Annotated in this window: 17 protein-coding genes and 1 pseudogene; 7 read left to right on the forward strand and 11 right to left on the reverse strand. The window is 58.1% G+C overall.

Annotation, left to right across the window (positions count from 1 at the left end; all coding sequences use genetic code 11):
- Window positions 1-182 precede the first annotated feature (182 nt).
- Together ACM5SV_RS13450 and ACM5SV_RS13455 are read left to right on the forward strand one after the other, a co-directional pair.
- Window positions 183-800 carry an NADH-quinone oxidoreductase subunit C gene (locus tag ACM5SV_RS13450; RefSeq protein ID WP_003555392.1) on the forward strand — a complete coding sequence of 206 codons (618 nt, stop codon included), beginning with the start codon at window positions 183-185 and terminating at the stop codon, window positions 798-800.
- A gap of 26 nt (window positions 801-826) precedes the next feature.
- The gene (locus ACM5SV_RS13455) at window positions 827-2,017 is read left to right on the forward strand and encodes an NADH-quinone oxidoreductase subunit D (protein WP_003555391.1); all 1,191 of its coding nucleotides are present in this window, start codon (window positions 827-829) and stop codon (window positions 2,015-2,017) included.
- Between the two features lie 235 nt (window positions 2,018-2,252).
- Here ACM5SV_RS13455 and ACM5SV_RS13460 read toward each other — a convergent pair whose 3' ends face one another.
- Genes ACM5SV_RS13460 through cphA form a run of 3 tightly spaced genes read right to left on the reverse strand, consistent with a single transcriptional unit; the run spans window position 2,253 to window position 6,731 of the window.
- Entirely contained in the window at window positions 2,253-3,083 is an 831-nt protein-coding gene (locus ACM5SV_RS13460) for a cyanophycinase (protein ID WP_222017502.1), read from the reverse strand.
- Window positions 3,076-3,948 carry an isoaspartyl peptidase/L-asparaginase family protein gene (locus ACM5SV_RS13465; RefSeq protein WP_419425304.1) on the reverse strand — a complete coding sequence of 291 codons (873 nt, stop codon included), beginning with the start codon at window positions 3,946-3,948 and terminating at the stop codon, window positions 3,076-3,078. Before ACM5SV_RS13465 ends, ACM5SV_RS13460 begins: the two co-directional genes overlap by 8 nt.
- Window positions 3,948-6,731 carry a cyanophycin synthetase gene (gene cphA / locus ACM5SV_RS13470; protein WP_050786665.1) on the reverse strand — a complete coding sequence of 928 codons (2,784 nt, stop codon included), beginning with the start codon at window positions 6,729-6,731 and terminating at the stop codon, window positions 3,948-3,950. The genes ACM5SV_RS13465 and cphA overlap by 1 nt, the downstream gene beginning before the upstream one ends.
- A 302-nt stretch (window positions 6,732-7,033) precedes the next feature.
- Between cphA and ACM5SV_RS13475 the strand changes: the two genes are divergently transcribed.
- From ACM5SV_RS13475 to ACM5SV_RS13490, 4 genes are all read left to right on the forward strand, one after another.
- Complete coding sequence (locus tag ACM5SV_RS13475; RefSeq protein ID WP_003555386.1) at window positions 7,034-7,564, forward strand: hypothetical protein; 531 nt, start codon at window positions 7,034-7,036, stop codon at window positions 7,562-7,564.
- Between the two features lie 415 nt (window positions 7,565-7,979).
- Window positions 7,980-8,435, forward strand: coding sequence for a DUF892 family protein (locus tag ACM5SV_RS13480; RefSeq protein ID WP_221970483.1), 456 nt, complete (start codon window positions 7,980-7,982; stop codon window positions 8,433-8,435).
- A 240-nt stretch (window positions 8,436-8,675) separates the two neighbouring features.
- Window positions 8,676-9,038, forward strand: coding sequence for a DUF2934 domain-containing protein (locus ACM5SV_RS13485; protein ID WP_221970485.1), 363 nt, complete (start codon window positions 8,676-8,678; stop codon window positions 9,036-9,038).
- A 349-nt stretch (window positions 9,039-9,387) separates the two neighbouring features.
- The gene (locus ACM5SV_RS13490) at window positions 9,388-10,215 is read left to right on the forward strand and encodes a manganese catalase family protein (protein ID WP_012760461.1); all 828 of its coding nucleotides are present in this window, start codon (window positions 9,388-9,390) and stop codon (window positions 10,213-10,215) included.
- A gap of 613 nt (window positions 10,216-10,828) precedes the next feature.
- On the opposite strand, the pseudogene ACM5SV_RS13495 reads toward ACM5SV_RS13490, so the two are convergent.
- The 3 genes and pseudogenes from ACM5SV_RS13495 to ACM5SV_RS13505 form a co-directional block, all read right to left on the reverse strand.
- A pseudogene (locus ACM5SV_RS13495) lies at window positions 10,829-11,077 on the reverse strand (Hsp20 family protein); the annotation flags it as partial.
- A gap of 215 nt (window positions 11,078-11,292) precedes the next feature.
- Window positions 11,293-11,820, reverse strand: a complete 528-nt coding sequence (locus ACM5SV_RS13500) for a NuoB/complex I 20 kDa subunit family protein (RefSeq protein ID WP_221995594.1) — start codon at window positions 11,818-11,820, stop codon at window positions 11,293-11,295.
- Window positions 11,821-12,278: 458 nt separating this feature from the next.
- Complete coding sequence (locus ACM5SV_RS13505; protein WP_012760463.1) at window positions 12,279-12,542, reverse strand: hypothetical protein; 264 nt, start codon at window positions 12,540-12,542, stop codon at window positions 12,279-12,281.
- 849 nt (window positions 12,543-13,391) lie between these two features.
- Here ACM5SV_RS13505 and ACM5SV_RS13510 point away from each other — a divergent pair.
- Window positions 13,392-13,733, forward strand: a complete 342-nt coding sequence (locus ACM5SV_RS13510) for a hypothetical protein (RefSeq protein ID WP_080518618.1) — start codon at window positions 13,392-13,394, stop codon at window positions 13,731-13,733.
- Window positions 13,734-14,449: 716 nt separating this feature from the next.
- Here ACM5SV_RS13510 and ACM5SV_RS13515 read toward each other — a convergent pair.
- The 5 genes from ACM5SV_RS13515 to ACM5SV_RS13535 all read right to left on the reverse strand — a co-directional run bounded on the left by ACM5SV_RS13515 (window position 14,450) and on the right by ACM5SV_RS13535 (window position 16,146).
- Complete coding sequence (locus tag ACM5SV_RS13515) at window positions 14,450-14,668, reverse strand: hypothetical protein (RefSeq protein WP_244432295.1); 219 nt, start codon at window positions 14,666-14,668, stop codon at window positions 14,450-14,452.
- Window positions 14,669-14,837: 169 nt separating this feature from the next.
- Window positions 14,838-15,203, reverse strand: a complete 366-nt coding sequence (locus ACM5SV_RS13520; protein ID WP_244432296.1) for an FAD-dependent oxidoreductase — start codon at window positions 15,201-15,203, stop codon at window positions 14,838-14,840.
- Between the two features lie 49 nt (window positions 15,204-15,252).
- Window positions 15,253-15,414 (reverse strand): hypothetical protein, encoded by a 162-nt coding sequence (locus ACM5SV_RS13525; protein ID WP_003555379.1) that lies wholly within the window; start codon window positions 15,412-15,414, stop codon window positions 15,253-15,255.
- Entirely contained in the window at window positions 15,407-15,889 is a 483-nt protein-coding gene (locus ACM5SV_RS13530) for a DUF2243 domain-containing protein (protein WP_003555378.1), read from the reverse strand. The genes ACM5SV_RS13525 and ACM5SV_RS13530 overlap by 8 nt, the downstream gene beginning before the upstream one ends.
- Window positions 15,886-16,146 carry a DUF982 domain-containing protein gene (locus tag ACM5SV_RS13535; RefSeq protein ID WP_003555376.1) on the reverse strand — a complete coding sequence of 87 codons (261 nt, stop codon included), beginning with the start codon at window positions 16,144-16,146 and terminating at the stop codon, window positions 15,886-15,888. The genes ACM5SV_RS13530 and ACM5SV_RS13535 overlap by 4 nt, the downstream gene beginning before the upstream one ends.
- Window positions 16,147-16,333 lie beyond the last annotated feature (187 nt).

Below are 16,333 nucleotides of genomic sequence, written 5' to 3' on the forward strand. Positions count from 1 at the left end.
ATTTCCGGCCATCGCGAGGTCTCATAAGTCCAGCAATAGCTACCCTACCCTCTGCTGACGGCCAGCCGAGGTGCGGCGCCCTCGACGTAAGACGAACCCGCCGCCACCGAATTCTCGCCGAAGCGGGAACCCAACGGGCGCTTGTGGGTTCGACTGCCTTCAACGCGCGCATGGAGCCACCTTTGAGCGGAAATCTTCCCGAACTCGCATCATACCTTGTCAACAAGGTGCCGCAGGCAATCTCGGACCATCAGTTCAAGCTGGGAGAACTTACGCTACACACCGGCCGGGAGCACATCATCGAGCTGCTCGGTTTCCTGAGGAACGATGAAAACTGCCGCTTCGTCTGCCTACTCGACATCTGTGGCGTCGACTGGCCGGGCCGGGCCGAGCGTTTCGATGTTGTCTATCATCTGCTATCTCCGACGCAAAACCTGAGGCTTCGGGTTAAGCTCGAGACCGACGAAGAATCAGCGGTGCCATCGGCCTGCGAGCTCTTTCCGTGCGCGGACTGGTATGAGCGCGAGGCTTGGGACATGTACGGGATCCTCTTCACCGGCCATCCGGACCTGCGCCGAATTCTGACGGATTACGGCTTCGAAGGACACCCGCTGCGCAAGGATTTCCCGCTGACCGGATTCGTCGAAGTTCGTTACGACGACGCTGCGAAACGCGTGATTTATGAGCCGGTGGAACTCAAGCAGGAATATCGGCACTTCGATTTCCTCTCCCCGTGGGAAGGAACCGATTACGTCCTCCCAGGCGACGAGAAATCAGCTGCCGACCCATCCAAGCAGTAAAGGCGGTGATCCAGGGAGAATACCAAGTGGCAGAGCACGATGTACGAAACTTCCACCTCAATTTCGGCCCGCAGCATCCCGCCGCACACGGCGTATTGCGGCTGGTACTGGAACTCAACGGGGAGATCGTGGAGCGCATCGACCCCCATATTGGTCTTCTACATCGCGGCACCGAGAAGCTCATCGAGAAGAAGACATATCTTCAGGCGCTGCCCTATTTTGACCGGCTTGATTATGTCGCGCCGATGAGCCAGGAGCACGCATATTGCTTAGCGATCGAAAAGATGCTCGGCCTTGAGGTGCCTTATCGCGCGCAGCTAATCCGCGTGCTCTACGCCGAGATCAGCCGCATTCTCTCTCATCTGCTGAATGTCACCACTCAAGCGATGGACGTTGGGGCGTTGACGCCGCCCCTTTGGGGTTTCGAAGAGCGTGAGAAGTTGATGGTCTTTTATGAGCGCGCCTCCGGCTCTCGCATGCATGCCGCCTATTTCAGGCCGGGCGGGGTTCATCAGGATCTCCCGCCGAAGTTGGTTGCAGACATTGGCGAATGGTGCCGGAAATTTCCCCAGGTTATTGAAGATATCGGCGGCCTTCTCACCGACAACCGGATCTTCAAGCAGCGCAACGTGGACGTCGGCCTCATTTCACTTGAAGATGCCTGGGCCTGGGGCTTTTCCGGTGTGCTGATCCGGGGTTCGGGGGCTGCGTGGGATCTTCGACGAGCCAATCCATACGAGTGCTATTCCGACCTCGAATTCGATATTCCGATCGGCAAGAACGGAGATTGCTACGACCGTTATCTCATCCGTATGCAGGAAATGCGGGAATCGGTGCGGATCATGAGCCAGTGCGCAGACCTGCTGCTCGGAAGCGCGTCCACCGGCCCCGTGAACTCGAACGACGGCAAGGTCGTGCCTCCTAAGCGCGGCGAGATGAAGCGGTCGATGGAGGCGCTCATCCACCACTTCAAGCTCTACACCGAAGGTTTCCGAGTGCCGAAGGGGGAGGCCTATGCGGCCGTGGAGGCGCCGAAAGGTGAATTCGGCGTCTATCTTGTCGCCGATGGCACGAATGCGCCATATCGCTGCAAGATCAGGGCACCCGGTTTTACCCATCTGCAGGCAATGGATTTCATGTGCCGCGGCCATCAGCTTGCCGACGTCTCCGCCGTTCTCGGCTCCCTCGACATCGTCTTCGGCGAAGTCGATCGCTGATTAACGAGCGGCAACGCTGTCAGCCGCGGCGCGCGTCTGCGATGTACATCTACGAACCAGGCTACTGAGAAGGCTCGTCGGCAGGCGATTGACCCTTCTTTCAAGCATGCGGTGCGCGCGGCAATCCGAGATTTCCGTGACCTGTTGATGAACACGGCTGCATAAGCGCTCGGTCACATTGAAATGCTCGCGACAGCGGTTGCCATGCGCCCCCGCATACTGTTACCACCTTTTTTCAAGAGACTGCGACGGTCTCGCGGTCCGGCCGACGGGTCTCGAGGTTGAAGCCGTCACCGGAGCTTAGGACATGGAGTTTCAGATCATAGATCGATAGTGCCTCGTCCGGGGAAGCTTCAGCGATGTTGGTATGGGTGATGTCTCCAGCGTCGACGAGGTAAACCGCTCCAGTGCCAATGACCTCGAAACGGTGACCGCGCACGACGATCGCGGTGTCCTCATCGATGCCGATACCCAAGACCCGTGGATTCTGCGATACGGCGCCGATCAACCTGCCGATCCTCCCCCTCTCGGCAAAATGCTGGTCGATGATGACGTTCGGGAGCAGACCCAGCCCGGGAGCCATGCTTAGATCACCAATCCGGAACGAGCTAGCATTTGAGCCGCGGACCAGCATTGTATCGCTCATCGCCGAAGCTCCGGCGGACGTGCCGGCGATGACGCCGCCATTTGCAAAGATTTCATGGACGTGCTCGTCGATCGGCGTGTCGCCGATGAGGCTGGTGATGCGGAGCTGATCACCGCCAGAAAAGAAAACGGCGCCGACGTCGCGAAGTCCTGCAAGCTTGTCTTCGCTCGTCGCCTGGTCCCGCTCCTCGATATAGAGCTCGGTCACATGGGGTATGCCCAAATCGCCGAACGACCGCTGGTATTTTTCGAGATATCCTTCCGGCTCGTGCGACGCGACGGTTGCCAACACGAGCTTTCCGTCTCTGACATTCTTTGCAACCTCCTTGAGAATGACGCGCTCGCCGTCATGGTCCTCATGGCCGCCGATGATGATGAGCGTGCCATCTCGACCGTTCGCAGTCTTGGTCTTCTTAAGCATTTTGCTCTTCCGATTTGCTCAAATAAACCTTTGGAGACGGCTCACCGCTGCTCGCATAGGCGACGGCGAAATGCTCGCTGTTGTGAGCCCAGCCGAACTTGCCGTCAGGCGTCACAGCAATTCCACCGGCCTCTCCTCCGATACGCTCGAGATGAGCGAGCGAGGCCTCTACCGCCTCTCGCGGCGAGAGGTCGTGAAGGGCGTACATGACCCGGGCGGCGAGCATCATCCTGGCGATATCCTCACCATCACCCGAAAATACTGCCCCGCCGATATTGTTGTCGCAGTAGAAACCGCAACCTGGCTGAGGGGAATCGCCGACGCGACCGGCCGGAGTTCCCTGCAATCCACCGGTTGACACGGCAGTCGCCAAAAGTGCTTGTTCATCGAGTGCAACGCAGCCAACGGTGTCGTGACGTTTTTCGGCATCCGGTTGCTTGGCTTCATGCATAACGATGAGCGCATCCGGATCGCAGAGCCTGAGGCCGGCTTGCGCAGCGAACGCTCTTGCTCCGTCGCCTGCGATCAGCACGGGCTTATCGAATAACATTGCTTTTGCTGCCGCAACCGGATTGCGAACACCTTTCGCCGCCGCGATCGCGCCAACGTTGAAGCGTTCCCCCTCCATCATCGCCGCGCAACATTCGACTTCGCCATCTTCGTTCTGAACACTGCCGTAACCCGCATTGAAGGTCGGATCGTCTTCAAGAACGCGCACTGCCGCCTCTGCGGCGTCAATGCTCGTGCCGCCATTCCTGAGGATCGCAGCACCCGCCTCCAAAGCCTTTCTGCAGCCGGAACGGTTGGCAGCCATATCCTTCATTGCAATTGTTTTAGCTCCGCCATGGAGAATCATTGACCACATCAGAAAACCCGAATTTCTGATTGGAGTGGAATAGCGCCCTTGTATGGGAGAGGATCGAGTTCGTTGGCCGGCGGGGCAGAGACCCGCTTCCAAACACGGGCGATGTCGTCAGCGGTGACGACTATTAAGTCGTCATTTAGGGCTGAGCCCAGCGCGCGCTCGACCGCCTCGTGTTCGCGGAGCACGACCTCGAGTTTGGAAGCGTCGAAGCCCGCTTTGAGCGCGCCTTGACGAAGAATGGCAACAACCTCGCCAGCCGATCTTCCCCGCAAATCATAGTCCTCCTTCAGAATCAAGCGGTCAAAAACGCTAGCCGCAATCTCGCCCATTTCATAAATATCCTGGTCGCGTCTGTCACCGCCGATGCCGACGACGCCAATGCAGCTGCTGTTCCCGGTCCTAAGCTTTCCGACCAGCCTCCCAAGGGCGCGAAGACCTCCCGGATTATGGGCATAATCCACGATTATACGGACCCCCTCGCGCTCGACCATGTTAAGACGTCCAGCCGACTGCTCGTAGGATGTTCCAAATGAACGCAACGCCTCACGGATGACGGGCAAAGGAACACCGTTGCATACGGCCATCGCTGACGCTGCCAGCGCATTCTCGACATTAAAGGCAGCCATTCCGTTCATGGTGGCAGGGATCTCGTCGACGCGGCAGATCAGCATTTTCTGTGCCTTGTCGTAGAGTATCATGTCGAACAGGCCGGTAGCCAGGTCGCATCCCAGGGCTCGGCCGCCGTGGAAAACGTGGTCCTTCAAAAAGTCCGGCCACTGCTTGGGTGCTTTCGTGGAGAAGTAGCAGATATGGCCACCGGCTTCCTCGCGCATGGCGGCGACCAGTGGGTCATCGGCGTTGAGGATGCTCCAGCCATCTTCATGAACGGCTTCAACCACCACCGACTTTACAGCGGCGAGGTCTTCCACCGAATGGACACCCCGAAGGCCAAGGTGATCAGCCGTCACATTCGTCACGCAGCCTATGTCACAAGCGTTGAATGCCAGTCCCTCACGAAGCAGTCCACCGCGCGCCGTTTCGAGAACAGCGACGTCTATGGTCGGTTCGCCCAGCACAACACGCGCGCTCCTTGGACCGGTGCAGTCGCCCTCCATGATACGCCGGCCGTCGATGTAGACGCCGTTGCTAGACGTCATTCCGACTATCTGGCCATCGGCGGCGAGGATATGAGCCAGCATTCGGGTCGTTGTCGTTTTGCCGTTCGTGCCTGTCACGGCCAGTACCGGCACTCGGCTGGGCGCGCCTGGCGGATAAAGAAGATCCAAAACCGCACCTGCAACGTCACGCCGCTTGCCCTGGGAGGGATAAAGATGCATGCGAAACCCCGGTCCCGCATTGACCTCGATGATGCCCCCGCCCGTCTGAAGAACCGAGCGTCTGATGTCCGGCGCGACGAAGTCTATGCCGGCTATGTCGAGGCCGATAATCTGCGCCGCGCGACAGGCAATCAGTGCATTGTCCGGATGAATGTCTTCGGTGCAGTCGATGGCGGTGCCACCGGTTGACAGGTTCGCAGTTGGCAGGAGCATGACCGGTTTCCCCCTTTCCGGAACGCTAGAGAGAGTGAATCCGGAACGGGCGATGTAGTGGATGAGGCATTCGTCGATCGAGATCCGGGTAAGTGCCGCCTCATGCCCCTCGCCACGGCGAGGATCTTCGTTCTCGCGGTTGATCAACTGCTCGATCGTCACCCTGCCGTTGCCGATGACGTGGGCGGGGACACGCTTTGCAGCGGCGACCAGCCTGCCGCCGATAATAAGGATGCGGTGATCCCCGCCGACAAACTGCTGCTCCACTAGAACCTGGCTGCTATGCGCTCGAGCCTGCTCGAAACCCCACTCCACCTCGCTCTGACTCGAAAGACCGATATTGACACCTCTACCATGGTTGCCGTCCACCGGCTTGATGACGACGGGCAGGCCGAGCGACTGTGCTGCCTCTACCGCTTCTTCCGCGCTACTGACAACAGTCCCCCACGGCGCCGGTAGGCCAGCCTCGATCAGCAGGCGCTTGGTCAGTTCCTTGTCGCTGGCGATTTCCGCTGCAATCTCGGAGGTGAGGGAGCTGCAGCTTGCTCTGATGCGCTTGAGATGTTTGCCGTAGCCCAGCTGGACAAGGCTGCTGTTGTCAAGTCTTCGCCAGGGGATGGAGCGCGCTTCCGCTTCACGAACGATCGATGCAGTCGTGGGGCCGAAGGCAATCTCAGAATGCGCCGCGCGGAGAACGCGCAGAGCTTCAGCCATCGTGAACTGCGCAAGGGGGGACGGCGCTATCATGTCGGCGCCAGCGAGCCCCTGCAAATCGGCGGGCAAGAGAAAATTGACGAGCTCTAGCGCGAAGCGTCCCGCCAACAGGCCGAGATCCTCATTCTCATATTCAAACATGACATTGTAGACGCCGGGCATGTTGGTCACCGAGCGGGTCTTGCCGCGGGCAACATCAGCGCCCGCGATGTTCTGCAGTTCGATAGCAACATGCTCGGCGACATGTCCGAGCCACGTGCCTTCTTCCATGCGCAGAACTAGCCCTCCGGGTTCGCCGTAGCTACAACCATGCTCGCGCAATCCGGGAACATGTTTCAGAAGGGCATCAACGAAGCCAGGCAGAAGATTTGTCGGATACTGTTCCAACTTCCCAAGGTCCAACTGGATGCGGACCATTTTGGTTCGACTGTGAAGGTTCGGGCCACGGTAGACGCCGACCTCTTGCACGCGAAGTTTCTGCGCCGGTTGCAGACCCGGCTCGATTTCCAGATTGTACATTGGGTTCCCTGGGGCTCTTGTACTCTCGCCTATTCCTTCGCCTGCGTCCTTAGACGCGGCTGCCCTCTGAAACCGTGCAGGGGGCAGCTAGTTCCAGTACGATTGCGGACGCTGCAAGTGGGAGGCTAGCTTGAACGTGATGTAAAAAGACTTTTGACTTCAGGCGATTTCGAGGCGGCGGTATCGCTCCCTCGGATATGCCCTCTTGAATAACAGGCAGCTATGTCTGGCCAATCACAGTTGGAACTCGCTAGCTTGCTGCCTTCCTGGAACATCCGGGGGCAGGCCTAGTTTGAAAGCCGATGACTGATGCCCGGACAGCCTTTCAAGATACGCTCGCCCAGCTCACGGCCTTAACCTACCCGTGTGACAGCGGGTTCTCGTTCCGGTTCTCCGTCGAGTATCTGAAAAGAGGTCGGATCTGCTATCAGTTTCGGGGTCGGAGCTGCAGCGGGCTCGCCGATCTCGCCGGTTACCGTATCAACATGATTGGCGGCACGATCAGCGCCTTTCCAGGGAACGCAGTAGTAACGGCTATCGATGCCTTCGAAGACAACGCCCTCATAGCTTTTTATGTGGGAGAAGAGTTCCAGACCGGCGCAATCACAACCGAGCTCTTGACAATAGTTGCGACCATGCCGGAGGTCCTCCTCGTCGAGCTCGAAACCATTCTAGCCGATGACAGGCCCGCACGTGCGTCCTTGACTCGTCTTGCCTTGGTCGGATTCGAGCAGGGCACCGCAGGATCGTCACCACGAGACAAGTCATGTCATTTGTGCGTGGATCATCTCCTTCATCCCTACTGGTGTCATGACAGATACATGTTGCTGTAGCTGCTGCTTTGCGGCTGGTTATAGATCGATGGATGGGTTCCCTCAAATCCCACTCGTCGGCCGGGCAGAAAACCGCAGCTCGCTTGGTGACGCGCCGTGCTCAAATTCGTTTGCAAGAAGCGCCGCGCGAACGTTCCCGTCATCAACACCTCCGACACAAAGGTTGCGCTGATACGCCCATTGACCCGAGCTTTTGCCTTCCCCGCTGCTCAGGATGATGAATCGCTACGACGGCCATTGCGGAAAGCAACGCTTTGGAGCGCCGCCTGCTGACGGTTAGTTCCTCCAATCTTCAAAGCTGGACAGGGGAGCCGCGGGACACCCTGGAAGTTAGATCGCCTTCAACTCAGGAGAGAAACATGCCCGACGCACGACACGAAACCCTTATCGTCACAGCCTAAAGAACGCACACGCCATGGAAAACCAAGCTCTGTCGATCATGCGTCCTCAGGTCGCTCGCATCGAAAGCTATCCCGAGGTCGCCCGCCGTCTTGAGCAGCACATCAAAGAGACGGAGGGTCAGATTGGACGCATTGACGAGTTGCTAGATCAGTTCGGCGCTGACAGTTCTACGTTGAAGGATTTTGCCCTCTCCTTCTCCGGAAGCATGGCGGCGATGGGGCATACGATAGCAGGTGACGAAATCCTCAAGAACTCGTTCGCCAACTTTGCATTCGAGAATTTTGAAATCGCAGCTTATAAATCGCTCCTCATCCTTGCTGAGCTTGGCGGTCACGGAAATGTAACCTCCGCGCGCCTGGCGAACTTGAAAGAAGAACAGGCAATGGCCCAGTGGCTGGACGAGAACGTGGCTGCTGTCACTACCAGGTTCGCAAGCCTCAAGGAAGATGGGCGGACTGCCAAGGTCTAACTGCAATAGGTGTTTCCGATTAGCACGACCAGCACCGGGTCGCGTTTGCCCACTCGACGGAGGCACTGGAATGAACCTCGTCTCCCTAGGTGATCAAAGACATCGGGTGGATGCCGACAGAACGCGGGATTGACGCGGGCCAGATAAAAAGTTGGCACGAACCAATTTGTACGGACCAACGCGAGCCCGGCGGTGATGTCTGATTTTCCAAGCCATTGCGAGCACAGAGGAGGCACTTGGATGCCGAAAGATTCCGAAGTAGAAATCCGCCGTCGAGCTTATGACGTTTGGATAAGGGAGGGCTCACCCGCTGGACGGGACCGAGAACAATGGGAGCGCGCTTCTGAAGAATTGCGCGCGGTGGCATGCCAACCGCCGGCTTTAGCGGAAATGTCCATGGAAGAGTTAGGCCAGCAGCCCGAGGCGGCGACGAGGCATGGCGACTGCCCCAGTGCATCTCCTCGCTGTAGTTCGGGAAGCTTGCTGCGGCGCCACCGGTGTCTGTTGTCGCCCAATCCCATCGCTTGGCAGCGAGAGGTTTCTCCCCCAACGGCGATTCTTCCGGTTGCGCCGGGGTGCTATCCGGTGGGCGAGCGCCTTTAACATCGTATCCTGCGTGAGATCCGTCTGCATATGTGCAGATCGCTCGAGCTGCTTTACAAACCGGCGCACTGTCGGCATCAACGAACAATTTCCCTTTCCATTTTGGCACCTGCTGAACCCGGTCCACTCATATCCCTCTCCTACTGTGCTGGAACAGGAATGGGCATGGCGTCTGCGCGTTCCGAACGGTTCGAGAACCGCGCGGTAACGTACGGGAATTTTTCCGATGCAGCTTTGATCGACAGCGAACGACAACGCCTGCAGCCTTTAACTGGTGAAATTCGTGGGTGGCATGGAACCGAAACCGCCATGAGTTGTTCGTGTGGCTTCACATCAGAGGAGAGTCTCCATGTTTTATACCGACGGTAAGCTGCAATATCCTGTCCGGGTTGAGAACCCCGATCCCCTGTTCGCGCGCGCCTTGCAGCAGGCGATCGGCGGCGTCGAGGGCGAGATCCGCGTGGCGATGCAATATTTCTTTCAGGCATGCGGCGCTCGCGGGGACCCCAAGTTCCGCGACCTGTTGATGAACACCGCTGCGGAAGAACTCGGACATATCGAAATGCTCGCGACCGCGGTTGCCATGAACCTCGAGGGCGCGCCGCTCAAACTCAAAGAGCAAATTGCCGCCGATCCGATCGGGGGAGCCGTCCTTGGCGGCATCAACCTCAAGAACCTGCTTTCTGCCGGACTTTCGGCGATGCCCGTCGATTCCGACGGCGTGCCATTCGACATGTCGCATATCTATGCAAGCGGAAACATTGCCGCGGATATGACCGCGAACGTAACTGCCGAATCGACCGGGCGGGTGCTAGCTGTCCGCCTGTTCAACATGACGAACGATCCTGGCATGAAGGATATGTTATCCTTTCTGATCGCCCGCGATACCATGCACCAGAACCAGTGGCTAGCCGCTCTCGAGGAATTGGGCGGGACATCGGGTGTATTCCCAATCCCAAACAGCTTTCCGCAAGAGCAGGAAAAGCAGGAATTCAGCTATACCTTCCTCGGCTTTCAAGCCGACGCCAGCGATCCGGTCCCCGGCCGGTGGTCACAGGGTTCCTCTGTTGATGGAAAGGGCGAATTCACCTCCATGCCTATGACGGCAGCGCTTGGACAGAAACCGGTGCTCGGTCCGGCAAAACCGAACAGCGGTGCGCAGACGGAGCAGCTCTGAGGTGACAGACGTCGGCGATATCGCCGGCGTCTTACCCAAACTTACGACTCGCATTCGAGAAGCCCAAACGCCTACTGGTCATTGCTGGGTCCCCGCGATGAAAATAAACCAAATCGGTTTGCCAGCTCCGTAGCTTTGTCCGGTTCCCTGGACACGCTCCACCACGAGCAACCGGGCGCGGCTTGTCCCTGCTGCCGGTCCGGTTAACCGACGGTACGTAACAATCGACTGATGATGCCGAACAGCCTATATTTGGAGAAGTTATGGCTACACCGTTGGGACGAGTTCGTGGCCTTGGGTCAGCCAAAGGGGGGACGAGATCTTATGTTCGAAAGCAGGTATCTGGCATCGCGCTAGGCATTCTGACACGCCCTACCTGGTTGCCCTTGGGATATATTGCTCGGTCGCGACCGTGATGCCGCCGGGAGCTTTTGGGGCGCGCCCTCGCTGGCTTTCGTTATCCTGAGCGCCATTACATGGACATCGGGATGAGGATCATCATTGAGGACTACGTTGGACAGTCCCATGAGAAAGCTGGCCTTGCTGTTTTTGAATGCTGCGTTCAGCTGGTCGGTTGCCTACTGTGTGCGTTTGCAATCCTGATGATGATGTTCGAATCCGCCTTGATGTGGTTGGCAAGCTCAAAGCGGCGCTGGAAGCTTAGCCGAGCGACGCTACGATGAAGATATTGCGCGTCGTCATCGCTGTCCGCCTTGCTTCCCGCGACCACGAGCAGGTTCTGCTCCTGCGTCATCGTCAGTTCGTCCTGGAAGAATCCCGCAGCCATTTCGACGTGGCATTCATCCTCGACCGTCTTGAGGATGTCGTAGGGCGGCCCGTTGTCGAAGGTGTCGATCCCGGCTGTGCTGGTACAATTGGGACCCGCCAAGTCCAGGAGACGCCGGCGGCGGCGAGTCTTGCATTCCTCCCTGCTCAGAATTCTTCCAGATCCTCGACCGCGAACTCGTTGAAAGTCGCCCAGAGCTGGAAAGCGAATGACTTCGAATTTGGAGTAGTTTCGGGTCGGCCTCGGCCGCCGCGGCAAACCGAGAGGTGCGGCAATAGGAACGGTCGTATCTATCGCTCGATCGTGCCGTTACGCCTGATTTTCTTCTGCAGGAGCAAGATGCCATAGAGCAATGCTTCAGCCGTTGGTGGGCAGCCTGGAACGTAGATATCCACGGGAACGACACGGTCGCAGCCACGCACGACGGAATAGGAGTAGTGATAGTATCCGCCGCCATTGGCACAAGAGCCCATCGAGATTACGTATCGCGGCTCGGGCATCTGATCGTAAACCTTGCGAAGCGCTGGTGCCATCTTGTTGCAGAGCGTCCCCGCAACGATCATCAAATCGGACTGCCTGGGGCTGCCGCGCGGAGCAACACCAAACCTCTCGACGTCGTAGCGCGGCATCGACATTTGCATCATCTCGATGGCGCAGCATGCAAGGCCGAACGTCATCCACATCAACGAGCCGGTTCTGGCCCAGGTGATCAACTCATCCGTACTAGTGACGAGAAAGCCTTTGTCGGCCAGTTCGGCATTGATCATGCCCATGGTAGGATCGCCGCGGGTCTGCTCACCAGGATACTGGAAGTTCATTGGGCTGCGTGGGTGATCAGATTGAGACATGAGGATCTCCATGTAGCGTCGAACTCAACAACCGAATGGTGACTGCGTTCCAAAACCCAACCGCACGGTCCAAAACCGTACCGAAACCAGTAATGACCGAGCTCTCCCGGGATCGCTCCAGGTGGAATAGCTGTCGCTAGCAGGGCGAATTCTGTCGGACGTCCATCGTTCCAGTCGCGGAAGTCGAGCTAGGGCGGATTAGCAGCGCAACGGAGATCTCGCAGATGCGATCGGCGGGTAGATTTCGCCGTCGCGATTTCAGCTATTTTGGCTGGCAGCGAGCTTGCATTCCTCGTCTTCGGAGTGGTGGACCGCACGAGAAAGAGCGCGTGAAGCCGAACCCCGCCTTCAACAGTTAAGCAGCGAAACGAGTTGCGCAAGGCAGCCACCCCGGATCATGTCCTATCGGAAAAAGGACCGGCATCTACTTAAAGCTCCCCCATCAGCTTCGATACGTTGTCCCGGCCGAATGGAATGTTGCGCCCGTGGACGCGGATGTGGAGAACGACGCCAAGTGGGGCAGCGTCCAATGCCTTAAGGTAGTCGATTGCATCTTGCATCGTCGGCGTCTTTTCCTCGGTGAAAAAGCCATCCCGGACGAGTGTGATCGTGGTCGCGCACGCGCCATATATGGCCAAGGTCTCTTTCGCGCTGAAGTTATCGCTCCATCTCGCCTGCTCCAGTAGGGGCAAAATCCATTTCCGCCGGCGCCGGGTCAGTGCTGCTGTTGTTGGCCGCTGTCGCAGCGTCGGACTAGACTTTTCCCGGCGTGAAGAAAGCCAAATACGCCACCGCAATAATTACCGCGACGACAAAGATAGTCAGACCGAGTTTGACCATGCCTTTCGTGGCTCTTTGCGCTGTGTTGCTCATGTCCATAAAACATAGACGAAATATGGAAGTTCCGCCGCTTGGCATGCTGACCTCACCGACGAAACAAGGCCGACCAATATTCCGGGCACCAGTAGCAGTTATCCGAACTGGCAGCCACGACATCCTGCCGAACTTTCTCGCGCGCCGCCGTTGGTTTGGATCAAAAGGCAACCGACCTACGCAAGTAAACGTGCTCTAAGAATGCTGATGGCATTGCAGAAGCGCGCGTTCCGCAAACGATCCACAGTTTGCTAGCTTGCGATGCATTGATTTGCGTCGGGTATCGCCAAGGGCAACGGCGGCTTATTCCGGCATTCTTCGTTCCGCGGGACGCTACAGAAAACCGATGTCAGAGCTGGAGCCTTAGTTTACACCGACAAACTGGCGGTCGAAACGAAAGCTGGAGCACGCGAGCTGCGGCCACTCTTGCTTCCTCCATTCGGCCAAATTTGGCCAGCGCGGCGGCCAAAGCGCATGAGTGGCGTTGGCCAGTTTTCATCCCGAAGTCAGATCAATGGCTGCCTATCACCACCCGCCGATAAAAGCCTGATCGAGCCTTCCTCTGTACGTTGACGGACATATCCGAAACGCGGGCTCTCTCGCAGGAACCCGGTCGTGTTTTTGAGGTTGGACCATAGTAACGATGTCCTAACCCAAAGGTGATACTCATGATCATAAAGATCCTCGCAACGTCGGCGCTCGCACTCACACTCGCGACATCCGCCATCGCCCAGTCGTCGGGAAGCTCGGGAAACTCGGGAAACTCGGGGGCTGCTAACGGCGGGACCTCGGGCAATAGCTCGTCGTCTGGCGGCGCCGCATCCGGGAGCGGCAACAGCGGCGGCAATTCTACTGGCACTGGAGCCGACGCTGGCAATCCCACGGACAGCACCAGCAATTCAGGTGCCTCCGGCGGCGATCCGAATGATTGCCAGCGCGCAGCGGGAACTGGCACCGGTAATCCTGCTCCCACCAGCTCGGCGCAATCCGGTGCGGCCAACGCTTGCTGAGGTCTCTCGCGACAGGAAATGCCGCTGCTCTCTCGCCAGGATCACCATAAATGCTCCTTGAAAGCGGCATTTCCACCACTCTACATCCTCGGAGGGATCATGCGCAGCCGTCCAGTTGCAAAAATTTGCATAATGCTGCTTGATCCCCTTCCGGATCAGCGTTGCCCGAACGAGTGCTTCAACGCATGTCTTAGCGGTTTGCATCGGGCAACGCGTCATTAAATCGCCCTCGTCCGGCAAGCGATTTCGCTAAATGAGCAGTAGGGCTCTATCATGATATCGGCTCTGGCTGGCGTGGCCCCCAGAAGTTCTTCGGCGATGCAGCCGGCGAGCGACCTGGTTATGAAATGCGTGGATTTCAAGCGGAACCGACAGCAGTTTAGCTACCATTGAACTTAGCGCAGGAACTTGAGGTGCGTTGCTGGAGTCTCCCGCTCAAAAGGAGCCCGTCATGGCAAAACTGAAGATTCCGAAAAAGGTCGGCGCATCACGCCGCGGAACCTCGGCTTTCGAATTGCTCGGTCGATGTCGCGCTGCGCCGGTCGGGGCGGCAAGTCGTCGACGTCATTGATCGCCGGGGGGATATCAAAGTGGCCTCGACCTCATAAAGCGCTGCGATGATGGGAATAGCCTCGCCAGCGAGCTCCGCTCGCTTTGCATCAGCACACCCCGCGGCCATCGCCCGGTATGCGCCCTCAACATCGCGGATCGCGAACTTAGACTCGGCGAATATTAAGATTATGGTCGTACGCGATCAACTGGCCTGTTGCTAGCGCCATCAGCCGCTGCGAGATGATGGCCGGCGCCGGTCTCCCCTGCCGTTTCGTCAAACGTGGTCCGGCCCCAACCAGGATCACTCGCATATCGTCGGGCTGCAAGTTTTGGAAGTCGCGGCTGATCATGAAGTGAGCGAGCTCAAAAATCGCGACCGCCATTTGGACGCCTGTGGGTCCCCCGCCAATAACTGGCCTGCTTCTCAGCCTCGCTCTTCGCCCGCTCCGCTCGCTCGAAAGCCAGAAGCAGCCGATGGCGGATCTGGCGCGCCTCATGGATGCTCTTGAGGCTGGGCGCGAACGTCCGCCAAACATCGTGTCCAAAATAGTTCTAGTCAGAACCTGTCGCAAGGACGAGCTTATTATAGGAGAGCGAGTCGCCATCGGACAGTGATACGCTACGCGAGGATGGAGCCGACACCTCAGCCATGATCTTGTTGAAGTTTTTGAGACGCGCGAGCGTCTTAGGAATGGGCTCGGCGATGTCGGCCGGCGACAAGGCTGCAGTGGCGATCTGATAAAGGAGCGGCTGAAAGAGATTATGGTTGCGTCGGTCAACGAGCGTGACCTTGATATCCCCAGCGGCACCGAGTTCGGTTGCGCACGCGAGACCGCCGAAACCGCCGCCGATGATGACGACACGGCGGGAGGAGCGGCATTCTGCACCGATGGTAGCTCGATCTTCATTTACGTTCATCGAAAAAATTTTCGACTGCTTCGCCGATATCGCTTATTCAACCGACTCTTTATGTCGGGAGCCCGAGGCAGCGCAATGAAAGCAGGTCTTCCAGGGTAATCAGGGGGCCGAACAGGAGAAACGACCACACCGGTCGCGTCGCGAAGAGGAGGCCAAGACCGAAGGCCGCCCAGATCGCCGCTGTGCGGAGTTCGCGCAGCATCTCAGTCATGGAGCCGCCTCATGATCAACAACCCAACGCCTATCATCGCCCCACCCCAGGCAAGGAAACCGAGGTCCCAGAATAGCCACTGCCCGCGGGGAGCCATCTCATTGACGTGATGCAGGCCGAGGACATGGTGGTCGATGACGCCTTCGATGAGGTTGAACGCTCCGAAGCCGATGAGCATGGTGGCGACAAGATCGCCCGTCGACCAGCGGAAATGGCTGAGGCGGCCGCACCGCCACAAAATAAAAAGCCCGGCGAGCACGAAGACGTATGTACCGGAATGGAAGACGCCGTCCCAGAAGGTGTTCAGTTCGAGGTTCTCGATCGTGGTGATTGGATACCATGAGCTGAGCATATGATGCCATTGCAGAAGCTGGTGGAGGACAATTCCATCAAAGAAACCTCCGAGTCCCAAGCCCAGAAGCAGGCCAGCGGACAGAGGGAAGCTTCGCGTGGGTCGCCTCTCCAAGCCCGTCATGCGAGCAACTTGGCAGCGACCGCCGCTTCTACGAACGCTCTGCGGGCAAGCTCCGGGCTGCCGTGACTTGCAATCGCATCGACACATCGGCGCTTAGCAACTTCGTATTCGGAACCATAGCTTGATGGCCAGCGATGGAGAAGCGCCGCCAATGCCGCATCGGGGCTGTCGAGACGTTCCCGCATGCCGTTACCGATCCGGACGAAGACAGGCGATTGCCAGGTGACGCAGAAATCGGCGTCGATAATCTCATTCATGGGAGACCTCATGTATATTTTCCCCACGAACCTCTGTCGGGCTTGCGAGTTCCCGCGCTTGACGCTTAGTGCCCACCAAACGAGCGCGGACGTGCCGCGTTGCTCATCGCTCTCCAATGGCGGACGCCCGCAATCCGCCGGCGTCTGCCACAGGATATTGCAGCTTACCGTCAGTGTCGAACATGGA

The organism is Rhizobium sp. CRRU65, assembly GCF_048551595.1.
Lineage (GTDB): Bacteria > Pseudomonadota > Alphaproteobacteria > Rhizobiales > Rhizobiaceae > Rhizobium > Rhizobium leguminosarum_J.

Bases quoted from the DNA above. Each gene is read 5' to 3' on its own strand.
- ACM5SV_RS13460 (WP_222017502.1), bottom strand. From the start codon at position 3,083: ATGCTTAAGAAGACCAAGACTGCGAACGGTCGAGATGGCACGCTCATC.
- ACM5SV_RS13465 (WP_419425304.1), bottom strand. From the start codon at position 3,948: ATGTGGTCAATGATTCTCCATGGCGGAGCTAAAACAATTGCAATGAAG.
- cphA (WP_050786665.1), bottom strand. From the start codon at position 6,731: ATGTACAATCTGGAAATCGAGCCGGGTCTGCAACCGGCGCAGAAACTT.
- ACM5SV_RS13475 (WP_003555386.1), top strand. From the start codon at position 7,034: ATGACTGATGCCCGGACAGCCTTTCAAGATACGCTCGCCCAGCTCACG.
- ACM5SV_RS13480 (WP_221970483.1), top strand. From the start codon at position 7,980: ATGGAAAACCAAGCTCTGTCGATCATGCGTCCTCAGGTCGCTCGCATC.
- ACM5SV_RS13485 (WP_221970485.1), top strand. From the start codon at position 8,676: ATGCCGAAAGATTCCGAAGTAGAAATCCGCCGTCGAGCTTATGACGTT.
- ACM5SV_RS13490 (WP_012760461.1), top strand. From the start codon at position 9,388: ATGTTTTATACCGACGGTAAGCTGCAATATCCTGTCCGGGTTGAGAAC.
- ACM5SV_RS13500 (WP_221995594.1), bottom strand. From the start codon at position 11,820: ATGAACTTCCAGTATCCTGGTGAGCAGACCCGCGGCGATCCTACCATG.
- ACM5SV_RS13510 (WP_080518618.1), top strand. From the start codon at position 13,392: ATGATCATAAAGATCCTCGCAACGTCGGCGCTCGCACTCACACTCGCG.
- ACM5SV_RS13515 (WP_244432295.1), bottom strand. From the start codon at position 14,668: ATGGCGGTCGCGATTTTTGAGCTCGCTCACTTCATGATCAGCCGCGAC.
- ACM5SV_RS13520 (WP_244432296.1), bottom strand. From the start codon at position 15,203: ATGAACGTAAATGAAGATCGAGCTACCATCGGTGCAGAATGCCGCTCC.
- ACM5SV_RS13525 (WP_003555379.1), bottom strand. From the start codon at position 15,414: ATGACTGAGATGCTGCGCGAACTCCGCACAGCGGCGATCTGGGCGGCC.
- ACM5SV_RS13530 (WP_003555378.1), bottom strand. From the start codon at position 15,889: ATGACGGGCTTGGAGAGGCGACCCACGCGAAGCTTCCCTCTGTCCGCT.
- ACM5SV_RS13535 (WP_003555376.1), bottom strand. From the start codon at position 16,146: ATGAATGAGATTATCGACGCCGATTTCTGCGTCACCTGGCAATCGCCT.